Below are 16,950 nucleotides of genomic sequence, written 5' to 3' on the forward strand. Positions count from 1 at the left end.
GTCCTTCTATTATCAACTAGAAATAATATCACAATCTAAAACCAGACCGGATGTCTTCGAAAACGTATGCTCCTTTTGCAAAGCCACTGTATGTGATGCTCAAGCCAATAGGTGCTGTTTGTAATCTAGGGTGCACTTACTGTTATTATCTGGAGAAGAACGAACTGTATCCCGACAAAGGTAATAAGACAATAATGAGTGATGATCTTCTGGAACGGTTTGTCTCTCAATACATCGAGGCGCAAACCATGCAGCCGATACTGTTTACATGGCATGGGGGCGAACCTTTGATGCGTGACATCTCGTTTTATAAGAAAGCACTGGAGTTGCAACGTAAATATGCTAAAGGGAAACAGATATCGAATACCCTGCAAACCAACGGCACGCTGTTGAACGATGAATGGTGTGAATTTTTTAGAGAAAACAACTTCCTGATCGGCATTTCCATTGATGGGGCTAAGCCCTTCCATGACAAATACAGAACAACAAAAGATATGCGTCCGACATTCGATCGTGTTGTGGGGGGGATCAATCTTCTAAAGAAGCATGGAGTGGAATACAATATAATGGGAGTTGTAAATGACTTTAATATCAACCATCCGCTACAGTTTTATCAGTTTTTTAAAGATATCGATTCTCATTACATCCAATTCTCTCCTGCTGTGGAAAGAGACTGCAAAGGGAATGTGACTCAATGGAGTGTTACACCCGAAAAATGGGGCGATTTTCTTATTGCTATATTCAACGAGTGGGTAAGGAAAGATGTCGGAACATATTTTGTTCAATACTTCGATTCTGCACTGGCCAATTGGGTGGGTGTCGACCCCGGAATTTGTATCTTTGCTAAGAATTGCGGACATGCCGGAGTTATGGAATTTAATGGTGATGTGTATTCTTGCGATCACTTTGTATATCCTCAATATAAGTTGGGTAATATAAAAGACAAGACATTGATGGAGATGATGTATTCGACGCAACAAACCGAATTTGGATTAGCAAAGTCAGCTTCTTTGTCATCTCAGTGTAAGCAATGTAAGTATTTGTTTGCTTGTCGTGGCGAATGCCCTAAAAACCGAATGTCAAAAACTCAATCGGGCGAAGAAATAAATTATCTATGTAATGGCTATTACAAGTTCTTCGAACATATAGCCCCCTATATGGACTTCATGAAAAAAGAGTTGGAAGCACAACGTCCTCCCGGTAATATTATGAAAGTCTTAAAATAATTATTGCAATAAGATTTTTATGTACACTTTTGTTACTTTTTAGTTGGAGTAAGAAAGAATATGCGAAAAATAATCCACATAGATATGGATGCTTTCTATGCATCTATCGAGCAACGCGATTATCCCGAATATAGGGATAAGCCTCTTGCTGTGGGTTATGCGGGACCTCGGGGAGTAGTGGCGGCAGCCAGTTACGAGGCTCGTCGCTACGGGGTACGTTCGGCTATGGCTTCCAAAACGGCTTTGCGTAAATGTCCGCATCTAATATTCGTTCCTGCACGCTTCGATGTCTATAAGTCTGTTTCGAAACAAATAATGGAGATATTCCACGAATATACCGATTTGGTAGAGCCCCTCTCGCTGGACGAGGCGTTCCTCGATGTTACCGAGAATAATATGAATATAGCTTCAGCCACTCATATAGCACAGGAGATAAAGCAAAAAATACGAGAAGCTACAAACCTAACGGCTTCGGCGGGAGTTTCGTTTAATAAATTTTTAGCAAAGATTGCCTCCGATCAGGATAAACCAAACGGGCTGTTTGTTGTAAAGCCTAAAGTAGCTGAGCAGTTTGTAGAATCACTAGCTATTGAGCAATTCTTTGGGGTAGGGAAGGTCACCGCCAAAGTAATGCATCAAATGGGTATCAAGACGGGGTGGGACTTGAAGCAACGTTCGGAGAATGAACTTGTATCTGTTTTTGGTAAAGCAGGACATATTTATTATCAGAATGCACGAGCCATCGATTATCGTCCTGTAGAGTCGCAACGCATCAGAAAGTCCATCAGCTCCGAAACAACCTTCGACAGGGATATCGACTCGCTTGACGAATTGGCGGTGGAGTTGGATGCCGTGGCACGTGATACGTTCGATTACCTACAGAAGAAGAAGTTTAAGGGAAGAACCGTAACGCTGAAAATCAAATATGCTGACTTTAAGATAATAACCCGAAGCCGTACATTCGCTGATGCTGTGGAAGACTACGAATCGTTTTACAAAGCAGGATTTGAGTTGCTTAAGCTCGTCGATCTATCTCCTAAAGTTCGCCTTATTGGTTTGGGTGTAAAGAATAGCGATGATGAAATGGGTTGGTATGATGCTGTGCAGTTGCGCATCAATTTTGAAGAAGATGAGGCTAAAGGTTAGGCTAAATGTATATTCTTCTCAAAATCCTTTCAGATATTCAGATAAGTACTTACTTTTGCAGCAATGAAACCAAAGAAGAAAGGGGCACATAGTAACCGCACGAAGCATTTGCTTTTCTCGCTCAACGAAGAAGAGTATGCCCTTATATCTTCGTACATCAAAAAATACAAGATAGCCAACCGTTCGCGATGGTGCAGGGAAACAATTATTACCCATGTGCTAAAAAGCCTTGAGCAGGATTATCCTACGCTTTTTGGCGAAAACGAAATGCGCCGATGACAACTAATATTCTCAACGACGAGTACTATATGCGTCAGGCTCTTAACGAAGCCCGTCAGGCATTCGGCAAGGGTGAAGTTCCTATAGGTGCGATAGTTGTTTGCAAGGGGCGTATCATTGCACGTGGACACAATCTCACCGAAACGCTCAACGATGTCACAGCCCATGCAGAGATGCAGGCGATTACGGCAGCCGCCAATGTACTTGGTGGTAAATATCTTACCGATTGTATTCTGTATGTTACCATAGAGCCATGCCCGATGTGTGCCGGAGGTTTACTCTGGTCTCAAATATCTAAAATTGTATATGGGGCAAAAGATGAAAAAAAAGGCTACTCTGTATTTTCCCCATCCATATTACACCCCAAAACTGAAGTTGTTTCCGGTGTCATGGAAGACGAATGCGCTTCTTTGATGAAAGAATTTTTCAAACAGAAGAGGTAGTTAACTTTCTGTATTATAGACAATAACTAATTGTTTAACATTAATTTATATTTTCTCATGCAACATGAGAGACGAAATATTGTCTATTATATTGTAAGGCAAAAGTATTTTAAACTATACATTAAAAAATTAAAGAGTTATGAAGAAAACTGTAAAACTATTTTTAGCATCAATTCTCGGCTTTGTTTTAACAGCAGGATTTTCTTCTTGTTCGGACGATGATGGTTACTCACTCGATAAATACTGGGTGTCTATGGTAACCGTAAACAAAGTGGGAGAAAATACGTATGATTTTACGCTCGACAATGGAAAAAAACTGTGGATTGCAGCTCCTGTTGGGTTAAATCTGAAACCAAAATATAACAGAGCTATTATAAACTACACAATTTTATCCGACCAATATCAGGGATATGATCATGCTATCAAACTCAACGGCTACAAAGAAGTGTTGACAAAGGGCGTAGTATACATTCCGTCCGACGATCAGGCAAAGCAAGACAGCATCGGTCACAATCCTATTAAGGTTCATTCTGCATGGGCAAGCGGAGGCTATCTGAATATCTATTTTGGATATAACAGTGGCGGAACCACAGCCCACATGCTCAATCTTGTGTCAGCACAGCCCGACTTGTCGGTGTCAGGTGATGTGGTGAAGCTGGAATTCAGACACAACCAACGACAAGATCCGGAGCATTATCCTGTGAGTGGCTATGTATCTTTCGATCTAGCACCATATTTGATAGCAGGACGAGATAAAGTAACATTTGAAATAACATGGATGGACTTTGGTGGGAAAACCAAGACAGATACGATTGAATACAAGTATGGTGCGGTTGAGGCTCAATCTAAAGACATACCAAGCGACGACAGTAAAACAACTAACCTGAATATTTATTAATATTCTTTTTGATTTCCTTTCGAAAAAGAGAGCTCGTGAGAGTTCTCTTTTTCTTTTTTCTGCTATAAAGTCTTTGAGATACTGGTTTTTATGAACACTTTCTTTTTTTTCTGAGGTTATACCACTGTTTATTCTTTAAAAAGATGTATTTTTGTTCAGATCAGATTTTTTTAAATGGATAACATTAAACTAAAAGACCAAGTTAAGAACGAATTCACAGATTATCTGAATTTAAACAAGCATCGTAAAACTCCCGAAAGATACGCAATACTGGATCACATCTATTCTACTAAAGGGCATTTCGATATGGACTCCCTTTACAATTCTATGAAGCAGTCGTGTTTTAGGGTTAGCCGAGCCACATTGTACAATACTATAGAGCTGTTGCTGGATTGCAATCTGGTAGTCAAGCATCAGTTTGGAGCAAATGTGTCTCAGTACGAACGTGCTTATGGAAATGAGAACCATGACCATCTGATCTGTCTTAGTTGCGGCGAGGTGAAAGAGCACAAAAATGGCAACCTGTTCACTCCTGCGCAACAGAAAAAACTACAACGCTTCAAGGTTAGCTATTACAGCATGTATATTTATGGTATATGCAACAAATGTATGCGGGCTAAGAAGACGGAAGAAAAAAAGAATAAAGTAACAGAAAGTAAGAATACTCGTATTAATAAGAAAAAATGAAAGTAGATGTATTGCTCGGCCTGCAATGGGGCGACGAAGGTAAAGGAAAGATAGTAGATGTTCTAACGCCTGATTATGAAATCGTAGCCCGTTTTCAAGGTGGCCCAAATGCAGGGCATACACTTGAGTTTGAAGGCAAAAAGTATGTTCTCCGTTCAGTGCCATCCGGTATATTTCAGGGTAATAAACTGAATGTTATCGGCAACGGTGTTGTTCTCGATCCTGCTTTATTCAAAGGAGAAATAGAAGCATTGGAAAAATCGGGACATGATCTCAAATCGAGACTATATATCTCAAAGAAGGCTCACCTTATCCTTCCTACACACCGTTTGCTCGACGCATGCTACGAAGCATCGAAGGGAGACTCTAAGATAGGAACTACAGGTAAGGGTATTGGCCCTACATATACCGACAAGGTTAGCCGCAACGGCTTGCGTGTGGGCGATATTCTTCACAACTTTGAAGAAAAGTACAATGCTGCCAAAGCAAAGCATCTGAGAATTCTCAATCAATATAATTACGATACAAATGCGCTGTCTGATATCGAAAAAGAGTGGTTTGAAGGAGTGAAGAAGCTCAAAGAATTTACTTTTATCGACAGCGAGCACTTTATAAATAATGCTACCAAGTCGGGCAAAAAAATATTGGCAGAAGGAGCACAAGGTACAATGCTGGATATCGATTTCGGATCGTATCCGTTTGTTACTTCTTCCAATACAATTACAGCCGGAGCGTCTACAGGTCTGGGTGTTGCCCCTCGGAACATCGGTGAGGTGTATGGTATCTTCAAGGCATATTGTACACGCGTGGGTAGCGGGCCGTTTCCTACCGAGCTGCATGATGCTACGGGAGATAAGTTGCGTGAATTCGGATTTGAGTTTGGCTCGGTAACAGGTCGCCCGCGTCGTTGCGGATGGATCGATCTGGTTGCTTTGCGCTATGCTATAATGATAGATGGTGTGAGCCAGTTGATAATGATGAAGAGCGACGTGCTCGATACATTCGAAACGATAAAAGCCTGTGTGGCTTATGAAGTAAACGGAGAGAGAGTAACCGAATTCCCTTTCGAGATAGATGATAGTATCAAACCTATATATCAGGAAATGAAAGGCTGGAAAACCGATATGACAAAAATGCAGAAGGAAGACCAGTTCCCGAAAGAATTCAGCGATTATGTTGCATTCCTCGAAAAAGAACTGGGTGTGCCTATCCGTATTGTTTCGCTCGGACCTGACAGAGCGCAGACCATTATTCGTAAATAATTTCTGATAAGAAATATATCGACCTCTTTGTCATGCTGAATGAGAGTAAGGCGTCTTGAGATAGAAAAAGACGATTTTGTCTCATTCTGCATGACATTAGGTTTTTTAATAGAGATGACTGAAACGAAAAATAAGTCAAATTTAATTAAGAAATGTGATTGTCATTCAAATACATTATATGACAAAAACTCAGGTGGCACATTTTTTGTTTAGTTACTAACAAGTAAATTAGTAGAAAAAATCATTTTAAAAAGAAATAGACTATGCCTATAGGTTGGATATTATTTGGACTAATAGCAATAGCCAGTTTTGCAGTTCAGCAGATGCTGAAAAGCAAGTTTAATAAGTACTCTAAAGTTCCGTTGAGCAGCGGAATGACAGGTCGTGATGTAGCCGAAAAGATGCTTCATGACAATGGAATTTATGATGTGAAAGTTGTATCTACAAGCGGTATGCTTTCGGATCACTACAACCCTGCCAATAAGACAGTCAATCTGAGCGAAGGTGTATATGCCAGCAATAGTGTGGCTGCTGCTGCTGTAGCTGCTCACGAATGTGGTCATGCGGTACAGCATGCTCACGAGTATGGACCGTTGAAGATGCGTTCGGCTCTTGTACCTGTTGTAAGCTTTTCATCAAGCATTGTGATGTGGGTTATTCTTGCCGGAATATTTACGATTAATATATTCCCTGCCTTGATATGGATTGGTATTGCGCTTTTTGCAATGACAACGATATTCAGTTTTGTTACACTCCCTGTAGAGGTGAATGCCAGCAGCCGTGCTTTGGCATGGCTTAATACTGCCGGAGTGACAAATGTAAACAATCATGATATGGCAAAGGATGCTCTCAAATGGGCAGCTTATACCTATGTGATAGCAGCCATCGGCTCATTGGCTACACTTATATATTACATCATGATAGCCATGAGTGGCAGACGTAGCTAATCGTTTATACGATAGAAAGATATTCGAAAGAGTGGTCATTGGCGACTGCTCTTTTTTCACATAAACCGAAAGGTTGATAGCCCGTACTTTTTACCTATGCATCTTTTGCATCTGTATATACATACACACAATAAACGTATAAATGAAATCGATGTTTTTTATTATAGTATTCACAGTATACCTCTTAGCTAATTTTTATGTATTCAGGCACTTTTGGATTGCGATGCCTCCGAGTAATGTGGGGCGTATAGCACTTCTGTCGTTTGCGGTTATAGCGGTTACTTCATTTTTTATATCCTTCCTGATCGGTGACTCCTTACCGGTAGGGCTTACTTCGTTGCTATACAAAGTGGGCACAGCATGGTTTTTCATCCTTCTTTATTTCCTTATGATAATTGCTGCAAAGGATTTGCTGGGGCTTAGTAATAAGTTGCTGCACTTTATGCCGAGCGATTCCATCACCCGTTATACGAGAGACAACTGGGTTGGTCTGGGGCTCATGGTAGGCTTTGTTGCACTGTTGATGACCTGCGGCTATCTTAAATATCAGTGGAAAGTGAGGGTCGATCTTCCTGTTCAGATATATAAAACCTTTGGTGATACCATTTCACCACGCTCGTTACGCATTGTTGCCATTACCGATCTGCATTTGGGGTACGGTATCGGTGAAAAGGAGTTTGAAAAATGGGTAGACCTTATAAATGCTGAAAATCCCGACATTGTACTCATTGCCGGAGATATTATCGACAATAGCGTGCGTCCGCTCAAAGAAGGGCATTTCGCAGAAGTCTTTCATAAGATAAAGGCACCGATGGGCATTTATGCTTGCCCCGGAAATCACGAGTATATAAGCGGAGCAAAAGAGAGCTTCGATTTTATTACAAAAGCAGGGGTACATCTCTTGCGTGATTCTGTAGCTGAGGTAGATAGTTGTTTTTACGTGGTTGGGAGAGACGATAAGTCTAACCCGAATCGCAAATCATTGGAGGAGCTTGTCGCGGGGCTCGATCATACCAAGCCAATCATAATGCTCGATCATCAGCCTTATCACCTCGAAGAGGCAGAAGCCAACGGTATCGATATACAGATTTCGGGACATACCCACCAAGGGCAGGTGTGGCCTATATCGATGATTACCAAAAAACTATATGAGAGAGATCATGGTTTTGTAAAAAAAGGGAATGCAAATATATACGTAAGTTCGGGTATTGGTCTCTGGGGAGGGAAATTCCGTATAGGTACACAATCCGAGTATGTTGTAATAGATGTGAATAAAAAGAAATGAGAGTCTTTTTCAATGCCATAATGATTCAGATATTCTTCAGTGCATACATCTACTGGAGAGGATGGCAGGCATTGCCCGATAAGAAGTATATTAAGATTCCCTACACTGCCATATATGTTGCAGAGCTGATAATATACTTTATCGGATTCTTTACCTCAAAACACTTATCGTTCGATGCGCTTCATACATTCGCCTGGACGGGTACAACGTGGATGTTGTTTACTATCTATATGACGTCTTTGCTCTTATTGTATGATTTAGTGAAATATATAAATAAAAAGAAAAAAATATTTTCGCTCGATTTTGCAGCAAAAAAGCCCCGACTTGTTTATTTTTGTACAGCATTGCTTTTGGTAGTGGCTGTGATGTGGAATGGGAACTACCGATTCTGGCATCCTGTGATAACGGAGAAGAACCTCACGATAGAGAAGCATTCGCCCAATGTGAAAAACTTGCGCATCGTGGTAGCTACAGATATACATGCGGGATATCTGATCGACAAGAAAATTATTTCCATGTATGTGGATAAGATAATGGAGCAGAAACCCGACCTGATATTGTTGGTGGGTGATATTGTCGATTATGATGCCAAATCGCTATACGAGCAGCAAATGGAAACAGAGTTTCATCGGCTCAAAGCTCCTTATGGGGTGTATGCGTCTACAGGAAATCATGAGTATATAGAGCTGGACGAGCCTAAGGACGAAAAAATCCTGTGGTTGAGCCAAAAGGCCGGAATAAATGTTTTGCGTGATACTACTGTTATGATCGCAGATTCTTTCTATCTTGTAGGCAGGGAAGATGATATGTGTAAAAACCGTAAACAATTACCCGAAATAATGCAGGGGGTAGACAGGCAATATCCTGTCATTGTGATGAATCACGAGCCGCATCGCTTACAGGAGGAGGTTGAAGCCGGTGCAGATATTGCTCTGTATGGTCATACGCACAACGGTCAGTTTTTTCCAAACAATGTGATTATGGCTGCTTCGTCCATGATATACAATTCGGGGATATTGCCGGAGAGCATTTCTTCCAAAATGAGATTTATGTATGAGATTCCGTACGGATATAAGAAAAAAGGAAATACACATGTATATGTGTCCTCCGGACTTGGATTGGCGGGACCTCAATACAGGATTGGCACAGTGTCGGAGATTGTAGTTCTCAATGTCAACTTTAGTAAATGATATATTAGCCATGCTAAGATCGCTATACATAAAAAATTATGCCTTGATAGACAGTCTTGAAATTGACTTCGAGTCTGGCTTTTCTGTTATTACCGGAGAAACAGGAGCCGGAAAGTCTATTATTCTGGGGGCACTGTCTCTTATACTTGGGCAGCGTGCCGATATCAAGGCTATCAAGCAGGGGGAGAGTAAATGTGTTATCGAAGGATCGTTCGATGTTTCGGCATACGATCTCAGAGCTTTCTGCGAAGAGAAAGGCATAGAGTACGATCCCGATAGTTATATCCTGCGCAGGGAAATACTCTCTACCGGAAAATCAAGAGCATTTATCAACGATTCGCCTGTCTCACTCACTGATCTGAAAGAATTGGGTGGTCAGTTGATCGATATACACTCGCAGCATCAGAACTTGTTGCTATCCGACACCCGTTTCCAAATGCAGGTGGTAGATGCTTTGGCGGGCAACAAAGAGTTGCTGAGCAGATACCAACAAGCTTTCCATCAATACAAGCAATCGGAAAAGGCATTGGCAGAGCTGCGTGAAGCGGTGAGGAAAAGTAAAGAGGAAGAAGATTATCTTCGTTTTCAGATCGAATCCTTGACAGAAGCCGCTCTTCAGGAAGGAGAGCAGGAAGAATTGGAAAACGAACTGGAGACACTTACTCACGCCGAAGATATAAAGTCGGCATTATTCAAGATACACTCCTTGTTGTCTGACGATGATAAGGGAATCGTGCTGGGTCTCAAAGAAGGACTCAATACGTCTCAACAGTTAGCAAAGGTATATGCCCGTTCGGAAGAAATATCCGAGCGTTTGCAAACAGCGTATATCGATCTTAAAGACCTTGCCTCCGAAATGGATAAGCTCGCAAACGACGTGGAATTCAACCCTGAGCGTTTGGCTTTTATCGAATCACGGCTCGATCTGATCTACACATTGCAGAAGAAATATCATGTAAATGCTGTGTCAGAACTGTTGGCTTTGTATGAAGAATTTAAACAAAAGATAGAAAATATAGAGTCATCCGATCAGCAAGTGGAAGCTCTTGAAAAGGAAGTCCACGAAAAGTCGGAAAAGGTATTCGCTCTAGCTAAGCAGTTGACTGATAGTCGTACGTCGATAACCGATAGTTTCGAGAAAGATCTCACCGATCGGGTTGCTTATCTGGGTATGCCTAACATTCGTTTCAGAAGTGAAATTATAACAGAGAAACATCCCAATATATATGGGTTAGACAGTGTGCTATTTCAGTTCTCTGCAAACAAAAATATACCTCTACAGCCTGTTGCGGAGATAGCCTCCGGCGGTGAAATTTCACGTCTGATGCTCTGCCTCAAATCCATGATTGCAGGTGCAACCGCATTGCCTACTATTATATTCGATGAAATAGATACAGGTGTTTCGGGCGAGATAGCAGACAAAATGGGAGAGGTGATGCGTGAGTTTGGCAAGAATATGCAAGTGCTGGCAATAACACACTTGCCTCAGATTGCAGCCAAAGGTAAAGCGCATTACAAGGTTTACAAATCGGAAGACGAACATACCACAACTACAAACTTGGTGCGCTTGTCCGAAGAAGAACGTTTAACGGAAATAGCCCGTATGCTGAGTGGTTCTACAGTAACAGAGGCAGCTATACAAAATGCGAAAGTAATGTTGGGCAAAAAAGTCTAAACAGCATGAACGAAATTTTATTCCTTAACTTAAAACGAGAAAACGAACGCTATGCAACTGAACTGAAAGAAGCAACTGCTCGTATTATACACTCAGGCTGGTATATACGAGGAGCGGCGAATGAATCCTTTCAGTCTCAATTTGCTTCTTATTGCGGTGTCTCTCACTGTGTGGGTGTGGGCAACGGTCTTGATGCCCTGCGTCTCATTCTGATGGGATATATGGTGATGGGGCGTATAAAGGAGGGTGATGAGGTAATTCTTCCTGCAAATACATTTATCGCTACGGCCTTAGCCGTTTCGCAATCCGGGCTTGTTCCTGTTTTGGCAGATTGCGACCTTGTGACATACAATATCGATCCTGCTTCAGCAGAAGAAAAGATAACAAACAAAACCTGTGCTATAATTGCCGTTCATCTATATGGGCAAGTCGCAGATATGGATAAGCTCAAGCAACTATCATTCAAATATAACCTTCTGCTTATCGAAGATGCTGCACAAGCGCATGGTGCAGTCTATAAAGGCAGAAAAGCGGGTAGTATTGGTGATGCGGCAGCATTTAGCTTTTATCCTGTAAAGAATCTTGGCTCGTTGGGCGATGCAGGAGCTGTAACAACGGACGATGCACAATTGGCAGAGGTGGTGAATAGTTTATCAAATTATGGTTCAGATGAAAAATATATACACAACTACAAGGGACTGAACTCCCGTCTTGATGAAATGCAAGCTGCAATACTCTCAGTTAAATTAAAATATTTGGACGCGGATAATTCACGCCGTCGGGAGATTGCAAAGTTTTACTTGGATAACATAAAAAATGACAGGTTCATTTTACCCGAAATAAGAGATTGGGGTAGCCATGTGTTTCATTTGTTTGTGTTGCGTTGCAAAGATCGTGAAGAACTCCAACAGTACTTATCGCAAAACTCCATCCAGACTCAAATACATTACCCTTATGCTATACACAAACAGCCGGCTTATGCTGAACTAAATCATTTGCATTTGCCTGTTTCGGAACTGTTGCAAGATGAGGTATTGAGTCTTCCGCTTTATCCGTCTTTGCGAGAAGATGAATTGGTAAAGATAATTAAGACTTTAAATAGTTTTTAATTCTTTGATTGTTAGTTTTTTTATCTTCTGTGTGGTGTTCGCTTCTCTCGTTTTTTAAAGAAAATTGTAAACGCATATAGAGAAATTCGAAGTGAATTTTTTATCTCGTAAGAAATGCGGTACAATGTTTTTATAAATGCTCTTCAGGTAAAGAACTTCAAGGCTGTTTTGTTTTGTCTTAAAAAGATAAAAAAAACGATGATTTACAGTCTATAAAAACCTTTTAGAACTATATTTTGTTGTATATTTGTAGTTCAAAGTAAGTAGTGATATTGAAAGAGAGATTTTTTAAGAAAAGACTAATTAAAAACACATAAGTACTTATAACATAAAATGAGACTAACTCCCTTAACTGCCATTTCGCCAATAGATGGTCGTTATCGCAATAAGACAGAGAAACTAGCCGATTATTTTTCAGAGTATGCCCTTGTAAAGTATCGCGTGCGAGTAGAAGTAGAATACTTTATAGCTCTATGCGAATTGCCGCTACCTCAATTGAAAAATATAGATAAAGAAGTTTTTCCTAAACTGCAGTCTATCGTTGATAATTTTTCGGAAGAAGATGCTTCACGTGTAAAAGAGACTGAAAAAGTAACAAATCATGATGTAAAAGCTGTCGAATATTTTATAAAAGAGAAATTCGATGAGCTTGGGCTTGAACAATACAAAGAGTTTATTCACTTTGGACTTACCTCGCAGGATATAAATAATACATCTGTACCATTATCTTTAAAAGATGCTTTGACAGACGTGTATTATCCTTTGCTCGACGAGTTGATCGTGAAGCTTACATCTCAGGCTGAGGCTTGGGCTGACGTAGCTATGCTCGCCAAAACGCACGGACAACCGGCATCACCAACACGCTTGGGTAAGGAGATTATGGTTTTTGCCAGCCGCCTTCAGGCTCAGTTGCAATTGCTCCGATCGGTACCTTTGTCGGCTAAATTTGGAGGAGCTACAGGAAACTATAACGCACACACGGTAGCCTATCCCGAATATGACTGGAAAGCTTTTGGAAACAAGTTTGTATCCGAAAAGTTGGGCTTGGTGAGAGAAGAGTGGACAACACAGATATCCAATTATGACAACTTGGCAGCGGTGTTTGATGCTTTGAAACGCATCGATACGATAATGATAGACCTCAACAGAGATTTTTGGCAATATATTTCGATGGAATATTTTAAGCAAAAGATCAAAGAGGGCGAAATAGGATCATCGGCAATGCCGCACAAAGTAAACCCTATCGATTTTGAAAATGCAGAAGGTAACCTAGGTATAGCAAATGCAATATTGGAGCACTTGGCTGGTAAACTGCCTGTTTCGCGCTTGCAAAGAGACTTGACAGACTCTACTGTATTGCGTAATATCGGTATACCGATGGGGCATATCGTGATTGCTATTCAAAGTACATTGAAAGGGTTGGATAAATTATTATTGAATAAAGAAGCATTATATAGAGATCTGGACAATTGCTGGGCAGTTGTAGCAGAAGGAATTCAAACGATTCTTCGTCGTGAAGGATATCCGAAACCTTATGAAGCACTGAAGGCTCTTACTCGTACGAACAATGCAATTACAGCAGAATCAATTGCAGAATTCATCGATGAGCTGAATGTCAGTGATGCTGTGAAAGATGAACTGAGAAAAATTACACCTCATACTTACACTGGTGTATAAATTTTTACGTTGTATAATAACCGTGAGGTTGTTTTGAAAAAAATGAATGTAATATAATTAAACAAGAAAAAAATCAAATGGTGACAGAAAATGGAAATGATAGAGACGGCCGGGATGGTTACTCTTCATCAGAAAACAAATCAAATGGAAATGATCCTGTAAAGAAGAAGCGAGCTCGTGTAGGCGATCTACGCAAACAATCTTACGATAGCCCTGACCGTGGAAAAGAAAGAAATCCGTATAAGGCTGGTGGCGACAGACAAGGCTCTTCTTACGATAGAGGAAACGAAGAACGTCGATCATATAGCGGTGGCGGTTATTCCGATAATAGAGATAGAGACGGCGGTGGCTATTCAGGTAGTCGTGGCGGTAACTACGATTCTGGTAATCGCGGAGGTAATTACAATAGCGGTAACCGTAGCGGTGGTAACTATAGCAGCGGTGGTAACCGTGGCGGTAACTATGACTCGGGCAATCGTGGAGGTAATTACAATAGTGGTAACCGTAGCGGTGGCAACTACAGCAGTGGTGGCGGTAGCTATGGCGGTGGTAATCGCACCGGAGGTAGCAGCTATGGTGGCGGTAATCGTACCGGAGGCAGCAGTTATGGCGGCGGCAATCGTACCGGAGGTGGTAGCTATGGCGGTGGCAATCGTGGCGGTGGCGGTAGCTATGGCGGCGGTAATCGCAGCGGCGGTAGCAGTTATGGTGGTGCTAACCGTGGTGGCAGTGGCTATAATAAGGCAGCCGAAGGAGTTAAAAGACTTGTTAAGCCTGTAAAGTACAAAGAAAATATAGATCCAAGTACACCTTTACGTTTGAACAAATATCTGGCTAATGCCGGAGTATGTTCTCGTCGCGAAGCTGATGCGTTTATCACATCGGGTGTAGTGAAGGTAAACGGTGAGGTAGTAGATCAGTTGGGAGCAAAAGTTACACGTGGTGACTTGGTTACATTCCACGATCAACCGGTACGCTTGGAAAGTAAAGTATATGTATTGCTCAACAAACCGAAAAATTGTGTGACAACATCAGATGATCCGCAAAACCGTCTTACTGTGATGGACTTGGTGAAAAATGCCTGCCCTGAACGTATCTATCCGGTTGGTCGTCTCGATAGAAACACAACAGGTGTTTTATTGTTGACAAACGACGGAGACCTTGCGTCTAAACTGATGCATCCTAAGTTTAAGAAAAAGAAAATCTATCAGGTAACTCTCGACCGTGACGTAGCTATCGAAGATATGCAGGCTATAGCCGACGGAGTAGAGCTGGATGATGGAGAGATACATGCCGACTCAATCGCATATCAGGCAGAAGATGTACTGAATGTAGTGGGTATTGAAATACACTCGGGACGTAACCGAATTGTTCGTCGTATATTCGAAAAGTTAGGTTATCAGGTGGTGAAACTCGACCGTGTATACTTTGCCGGATTGACAAAGAAAAACATACCGAGAAGCAAATGGCGTTATCTGACCGAAAAAGAAGTGAACATGCTTCGTATGGGAGCTTTTGAATAAAATAATTATATTAAATGAAGACTTGGCATAACCTGAAAAAGGCATTATGCCAAGTTTGTTCAAAATAGACAAATTGAAGATTTAATACACATTACAAAAATGGAAAGTATTCGTAGAACAAAAATTGTAGATCTGCTCCGAAAAGAGAAAGAATTTGGAGCTACAGTCGCCGTAAAAGGATGGGTAAGAACTATTCGTGGTAATAAATATGTGAATTTTATTCACCTGAACGATGGCTCTACAATTCATAATCTTCAGATCGTAGCCGATGTGGAAAAATTTGGAGAGACGTTCTTCAAACCTGTAACTACCGGAGCATGTATCCATGTTATCGGAAAGTTAGTGGAATCGCAGGGTAAGGGGCAAACAATGGAAATTCAGGCAGATTCAGTAGAGATCTACGGAACAGCAGACCCTGAAACTTATCCCTTGCAAAAGAAAGGGCACTCACTCGAGTTTTTGAGAGAGATTGCTTATCTGCGCCCTCGTACAAATACTTTCGGTGCAATATTCCGTATACGTCACCATATGGCTTATGCCATTCATAAATATTTCAATGATAATGGATTTTTCTATTTCCATACTCCTATTGTAACCGCTTCGGATGCAGAAGGTGCAGGGTCTATGTTTCAGGTAACTACACTCGACTTTAATAATGTTCCACGCAACGATAAAGGGCAGGTAGACTATGCCGAAGATTTCTTCGGACGCCAGACCAACCTTACCGTATCGGGACAGCTCGAAGGAGAGCTTGGAGCAATGGCTCTTGGTGCTATTTATACATTTGGTCCGACATTCCGTGCCGAGAATTCAAATACTCCACGACATCTTGCCGAATTTTGGATGATAGAGCCCGAAGTAGCGTTCTATGATATCCACGACAATATGGACTTGGCGGAAGACTTCCTTAAATATCTGATACGTTATGCATTGGAAAATTGTAAGGATGATCTTGAATTCCTGAGCGAGCATTTTGATAAAGAATTGATAGACCGACTGAACTTTGTTACAGCTAACGACTTTGTACGTCTTACATATACCGAAGGGGTAGAAATACTCGAGAAGAGCGGACACAAGTTTGAATTCCCTGTTTATTGGGGAGCTGACTTGCAATCGGAACATGAACGCTATCTGGTAGAAAAGCACTTCAAACGTCCTGTTATCCTGACCGACTATCCAAAGGAGATCAAGTCTTTCTATATGAAACAGAACGAAGATGGTAAAACTGTTCGTGGAATGGATGTCCTTTTCCCAAAGATCGGAGAAATTATCGGAGGTTCGGAGCGTGAAGCTGATTATGATAAACTTATTACTCGTACCAAGGAGCTAGGTATGAATACAGACCCTATTTGGTGGTACCTCGAAACACGTAAATTCGGAACAGCGCCTCATGCCGGTTTCGGATTAGGATTTGAACGTCTTATCCTCTTTATTACAGGTATGGCGAATATCCGTGATGTGATTCCTTTCCCTCGTACACCAAACAATGCCGAGTTTTAAATCAGGTAATCAAGTATATGGAAGAGCAGCAAAATATTTTGCTGCTCTTTTTATTTTAAGAAGTTAGTTCTTTGTATTACTCAAAAAATAATATATTTGTAGC

At 41.2% G+C, this 16,950-nt stretch carries 15 protein-coding genes; all 15 read left to right on the forward strand.

The window, feature by feature from the left end; translation table 11 throughout:
* The first annotated feature begins 50 nt into the window (after positions 1-50).
* Complete coding sequence (locus PKC55_RS00380; RefSeq protein WP_291129175.1) at positions 51-1,226, forward strand: anaerobic sulfatase-maturation protein; 1,176 nt, start codon at positions 51-53, stop codon at positions 1,224-1,226.
* A gap of 60 nt (positions 1,227-1,286) precedes the next feature.
* The gene (dinB, locus tag PKC55_RS00385; RefSeq protein WP_291129173.1) at positions 1,287-2,372 is read left to right on the forward strand and encodes a DNA polymerase IV; all 1,086 of its coding nucleotides are present in this window, start codon (positions 1,287-1,289) and stop codon (positions 2,370-2,372) included.
* A 63-nt stretch (positions 2,373-2,435) separates the two neighbouring features.
* Positions 2,436-2,651 carry a hypothetical protein gene (locus PKC55_RS00390; RefSeq protein ID WP_018074919.1) on the forward strand — a complete coding sequence of 72 codons (216 nt, stop codon included), beginning with the start codon at positions 2,436-2,438 and terminating at the stop codon, positions 2,649-2,651.
* Positions 2,648-3,094 carry a nucleoside deaminase gene (locus tag PKC55_RS00395; protein WP_291129170.1) on the forward strand — a complete coding sequence of 149 codons (447 nt, stop codon included), beginning with the start codon at positions 2,648-2,650 and terminating at the stop codon, positions 3,092-3,094. Before PKC55_RS00390 ends, PKC55_RS00395 begins: the two co-directional genes overlap by 4 nt.
* 139 nt (positions 3,095-3,233) lie before the next feature.
* Positions 3,234-3,992: a NigD1/NigD2 family lipoprotein gene (locus tag PKC55_RS00400; RefSeq protein ID WP_135104754.1), complete on the forward strand. Its 759-nt coding sequence runs from the start codon at positions 3,234-3,236 to the stop codon at positions 3,990-3,992.
* 174 nt (positions 3,993-4,166) lie between these two features.
* A complete protein-coding gene (locus PKC55_RS00405) occupies positions 4,167-4,679 on the forward strand; it encodes a Fur family transcriptional regulator (RefSeq protein ID WP_283685844.1) in 513 nt (170 codons plus the stop codon).
* Positions 4,676-5,941: an adenylosuccinate synthase gene (locus tag PKC55_RS00410; RefSeq protein ID WP_324371383.1), complete on the forward strand. Its 1,266-nt coding sequence runs from the start codon at positions 4,676-4,678 to the stop codon at positions 5,939-5,941. Before PKC55_RS00405 ends, PKC55_RS00410 begins: the two co-directional genes overlap by 4 nt.
* 263 nt (positions 5,942-6,204) lie before the next feature.
* Positions 6,205-6,888: a zinc metallopeptidase gene (locus PKC55_RS00415; RefSeq protein ID WP_135104757.1), complete on the forward strand. Its 684-nt coding sequence runs from the start codon at positions 6,205-6,207 to the stop codon at positions 6,886-6,888.
* 151 nt (positions 6,889-7,039) lie between these two features.
* Positions 7,040-8,173, forward strand: coding sequence for a metallophosphoesterase (locus PKC55_RS00420; protein ID WP_291028696.1), 1,134 nt, complete (start codon positions 7,040-7,042; stop codon positions 8,171-8,173).
* Positions 8,170-9,363: a metallophosphoesterase gene (locus PKC55_RS00425; protein WP_291124469.1), complete on the forward strand. Its 1,194-nt coding sequence runs from the start codon at positions 8,170-8,172 to the stop codon at positions 9,361-9,363. Before PKC55_RS00420 ends, PKC55_RS00425 begins: the two co-directional genes overlap by 4 nt.
* Before the next feature lie 10 nt (positions 9,364-9,373).
* Entirely contained in the window at positions 9,374-11,038 is a 1,665-nt protein-coding gene (gene recN, locus PKC55_RS00430; protein ID WP_324371809.1) for a DNA repair protein RecN, read from the forward strand.
* Positions 11,039-11,043: 5 nt separating this feature from the next.
* Complete coding sequence (locus PKC55_RS00435; RefSeq protein ID WP_291130637.1) at positions 11,044-12,147, forward strand: DegT/DnrJ/EryC1/StrS family aminotransferase; 1,104 nt, start codon at positions 11,044-11,046, stop codon at positions 12,145-12,147.
* A 333-nt stretch (positions 12,148-12,480) separates the two neighbouring features.
* Positions 12,481-13,824: an adenylosuccinate lyase gene (purB, locus tag PKC55_RS00440; RefSeq protein ID WP_135104762.1), complete on the forward strand. Its 1,344-nt coding sequence runs from the start codon at positions 12,481-12,483 to the stop codon at positions 13,822-13,824.
* A gap of 77 nt (positions 13,825-13,901) precedes the next feature.
* Positions 13,902-15,347, forward strand: a complete 1,446-nt coding sequence (locus PKC55_RS00445; RefSeq protein ID WP_135104763.1) for a pseudouridine synthase — start codon at positions 13,902-13,904, stop codon at positions 15,345-15,347.
* Positions 15,348-15,446: 99 nt separating this feature from the next.
* Complete coding sequence (asnS, locus tag PKC55_RS00450) at positions 15,447-16,847, forward strand: asparagine--tRNA ligase (RefSeq protein WP_291130631.1); 1,401 nt, start codon at positions 15,447-15,449, stop codon at positions 16,845-16,847.
* Positions 16,848-16,950 lie beyond the last annotated feature (103 nt).

The organism is Dysgonomonas sp. (genome assembly GCF_035323175.1).
In the GTDB taxonomy this organism is placed as follows: Bacteria; Bacteroidota; Bacteroidia; order Bacteroidales; family Dysgonomonadaceae; genus Dysgonomonas.

What these genes read in the sequence shown, in the direction of transcription:
- PKC55_RS00380 (WP_291129175.1), top strand. Translation starts at nt 51, where the DNA reads ATGTCTTCGAAAACGTATGCTCCTTTTGCAAAGCCACTGTATGTGATG.
- dinB (WP_291129173.1), top strand. Translation starts at nt 1,287, where the DNA reads ATGCGAAAAATAATCCACATAGATATGGATGCTTTCTATGCATCTATC.
- PKC55_RS00390 (WP_018074919.1), top strand. Translation starts at nt 2,436, where the DNA reads ATGAAACCAAAGAAGAAAGGGGCACATAGTAACCGCACGAAGCATTTG.
- PKC55_RS00395 (WP_291129170.1), top strand. Translation starts at nt 2,648, where the DNA reads ATGACAACTAATATTCTCAACGACGAGTACTATATGCGTCAGGCTCTT.
- PKC55_RS00400 (WP_135104754.1), top strand. Translation starts at nt 3,234, where the DNA reads ATGAAGAAAACTGTAAAACTATTTTTAGCATCAATTCTCGGCTTTGTT.
- PKC55_RS00405 (WP_283685844.1), top strand. Translation starts at nt 4,167, where the DNA reads ATGGATAACATTAAACTAAAAGACCAAGTTAAGAACGAATTCACAGAT.
- PKC55_RS00410 (WP_324371383.1), top strand. Translation starts at nt 4,676, where the DNA reads ATGAAAGTAGATGTATTGCTCGGCCTGCAATGGGGCGACGAAGGTAAA.
- PKC55_RS00415 (WP_135104757.1), top strand. Translation starts at nt 6,205, where the DNA reads ATGCCTATAGGTTGGATATTATTTGGACTAATAGCAATAGCCAGTTTT.
- PKC55_RS00420 (WP_291028696.1), top strand. Translation starts at nt 7,040, where the DNA reads ATGTTTTTTATTATAGTATTCACAGTATACCTCTTAGCTAATTTTTAT.
- PKC55_RS00425 (WP_291124469.1), top strand. Translation starts at nt 8,170, where the DNA reads ATGAGAGTCTTTTTCAATGCCATAATGATTCAGATATTCTTCAGTGCA.
- recN (WP_324371809.1), top strand. Translation starts at nt 9,374, where the DNA reads ATGCTAAGATCGCTATACATAAAAAATTATGCCTTGATAGACAGTCTT.
- PKC55_RS00435 (WP_291130637.1), top strand. Translation starts at nt 11,044, where the DNA reads ATGAACGAAATTTTATTCCTTAACTTAAAACGAGAAAACGAACGCTAT.
- purB (WP_135104762.1), top strand. Translation starts at nt 12,481, where the DNA reads ATGAGACTAACTCCCTTAACTGCCATTTCGCCAATAGATGGTCGTTAT.
- PKC55_RS00445 (WP_135104763.1), top strand. Translation starts at nt 13,902, where the DNA reads ATGGTGACAGAAAATGGAAATGATAGAGACGGCCGGGATGGTTACTCT.
- asnS (WP_291130631.1), top strand. Translation starts at nt 15,447, where the DNA reads ATGGAAAGTATTCGTAGAACAAAAATTGTAGATCTGCTCCGAAAAGAG.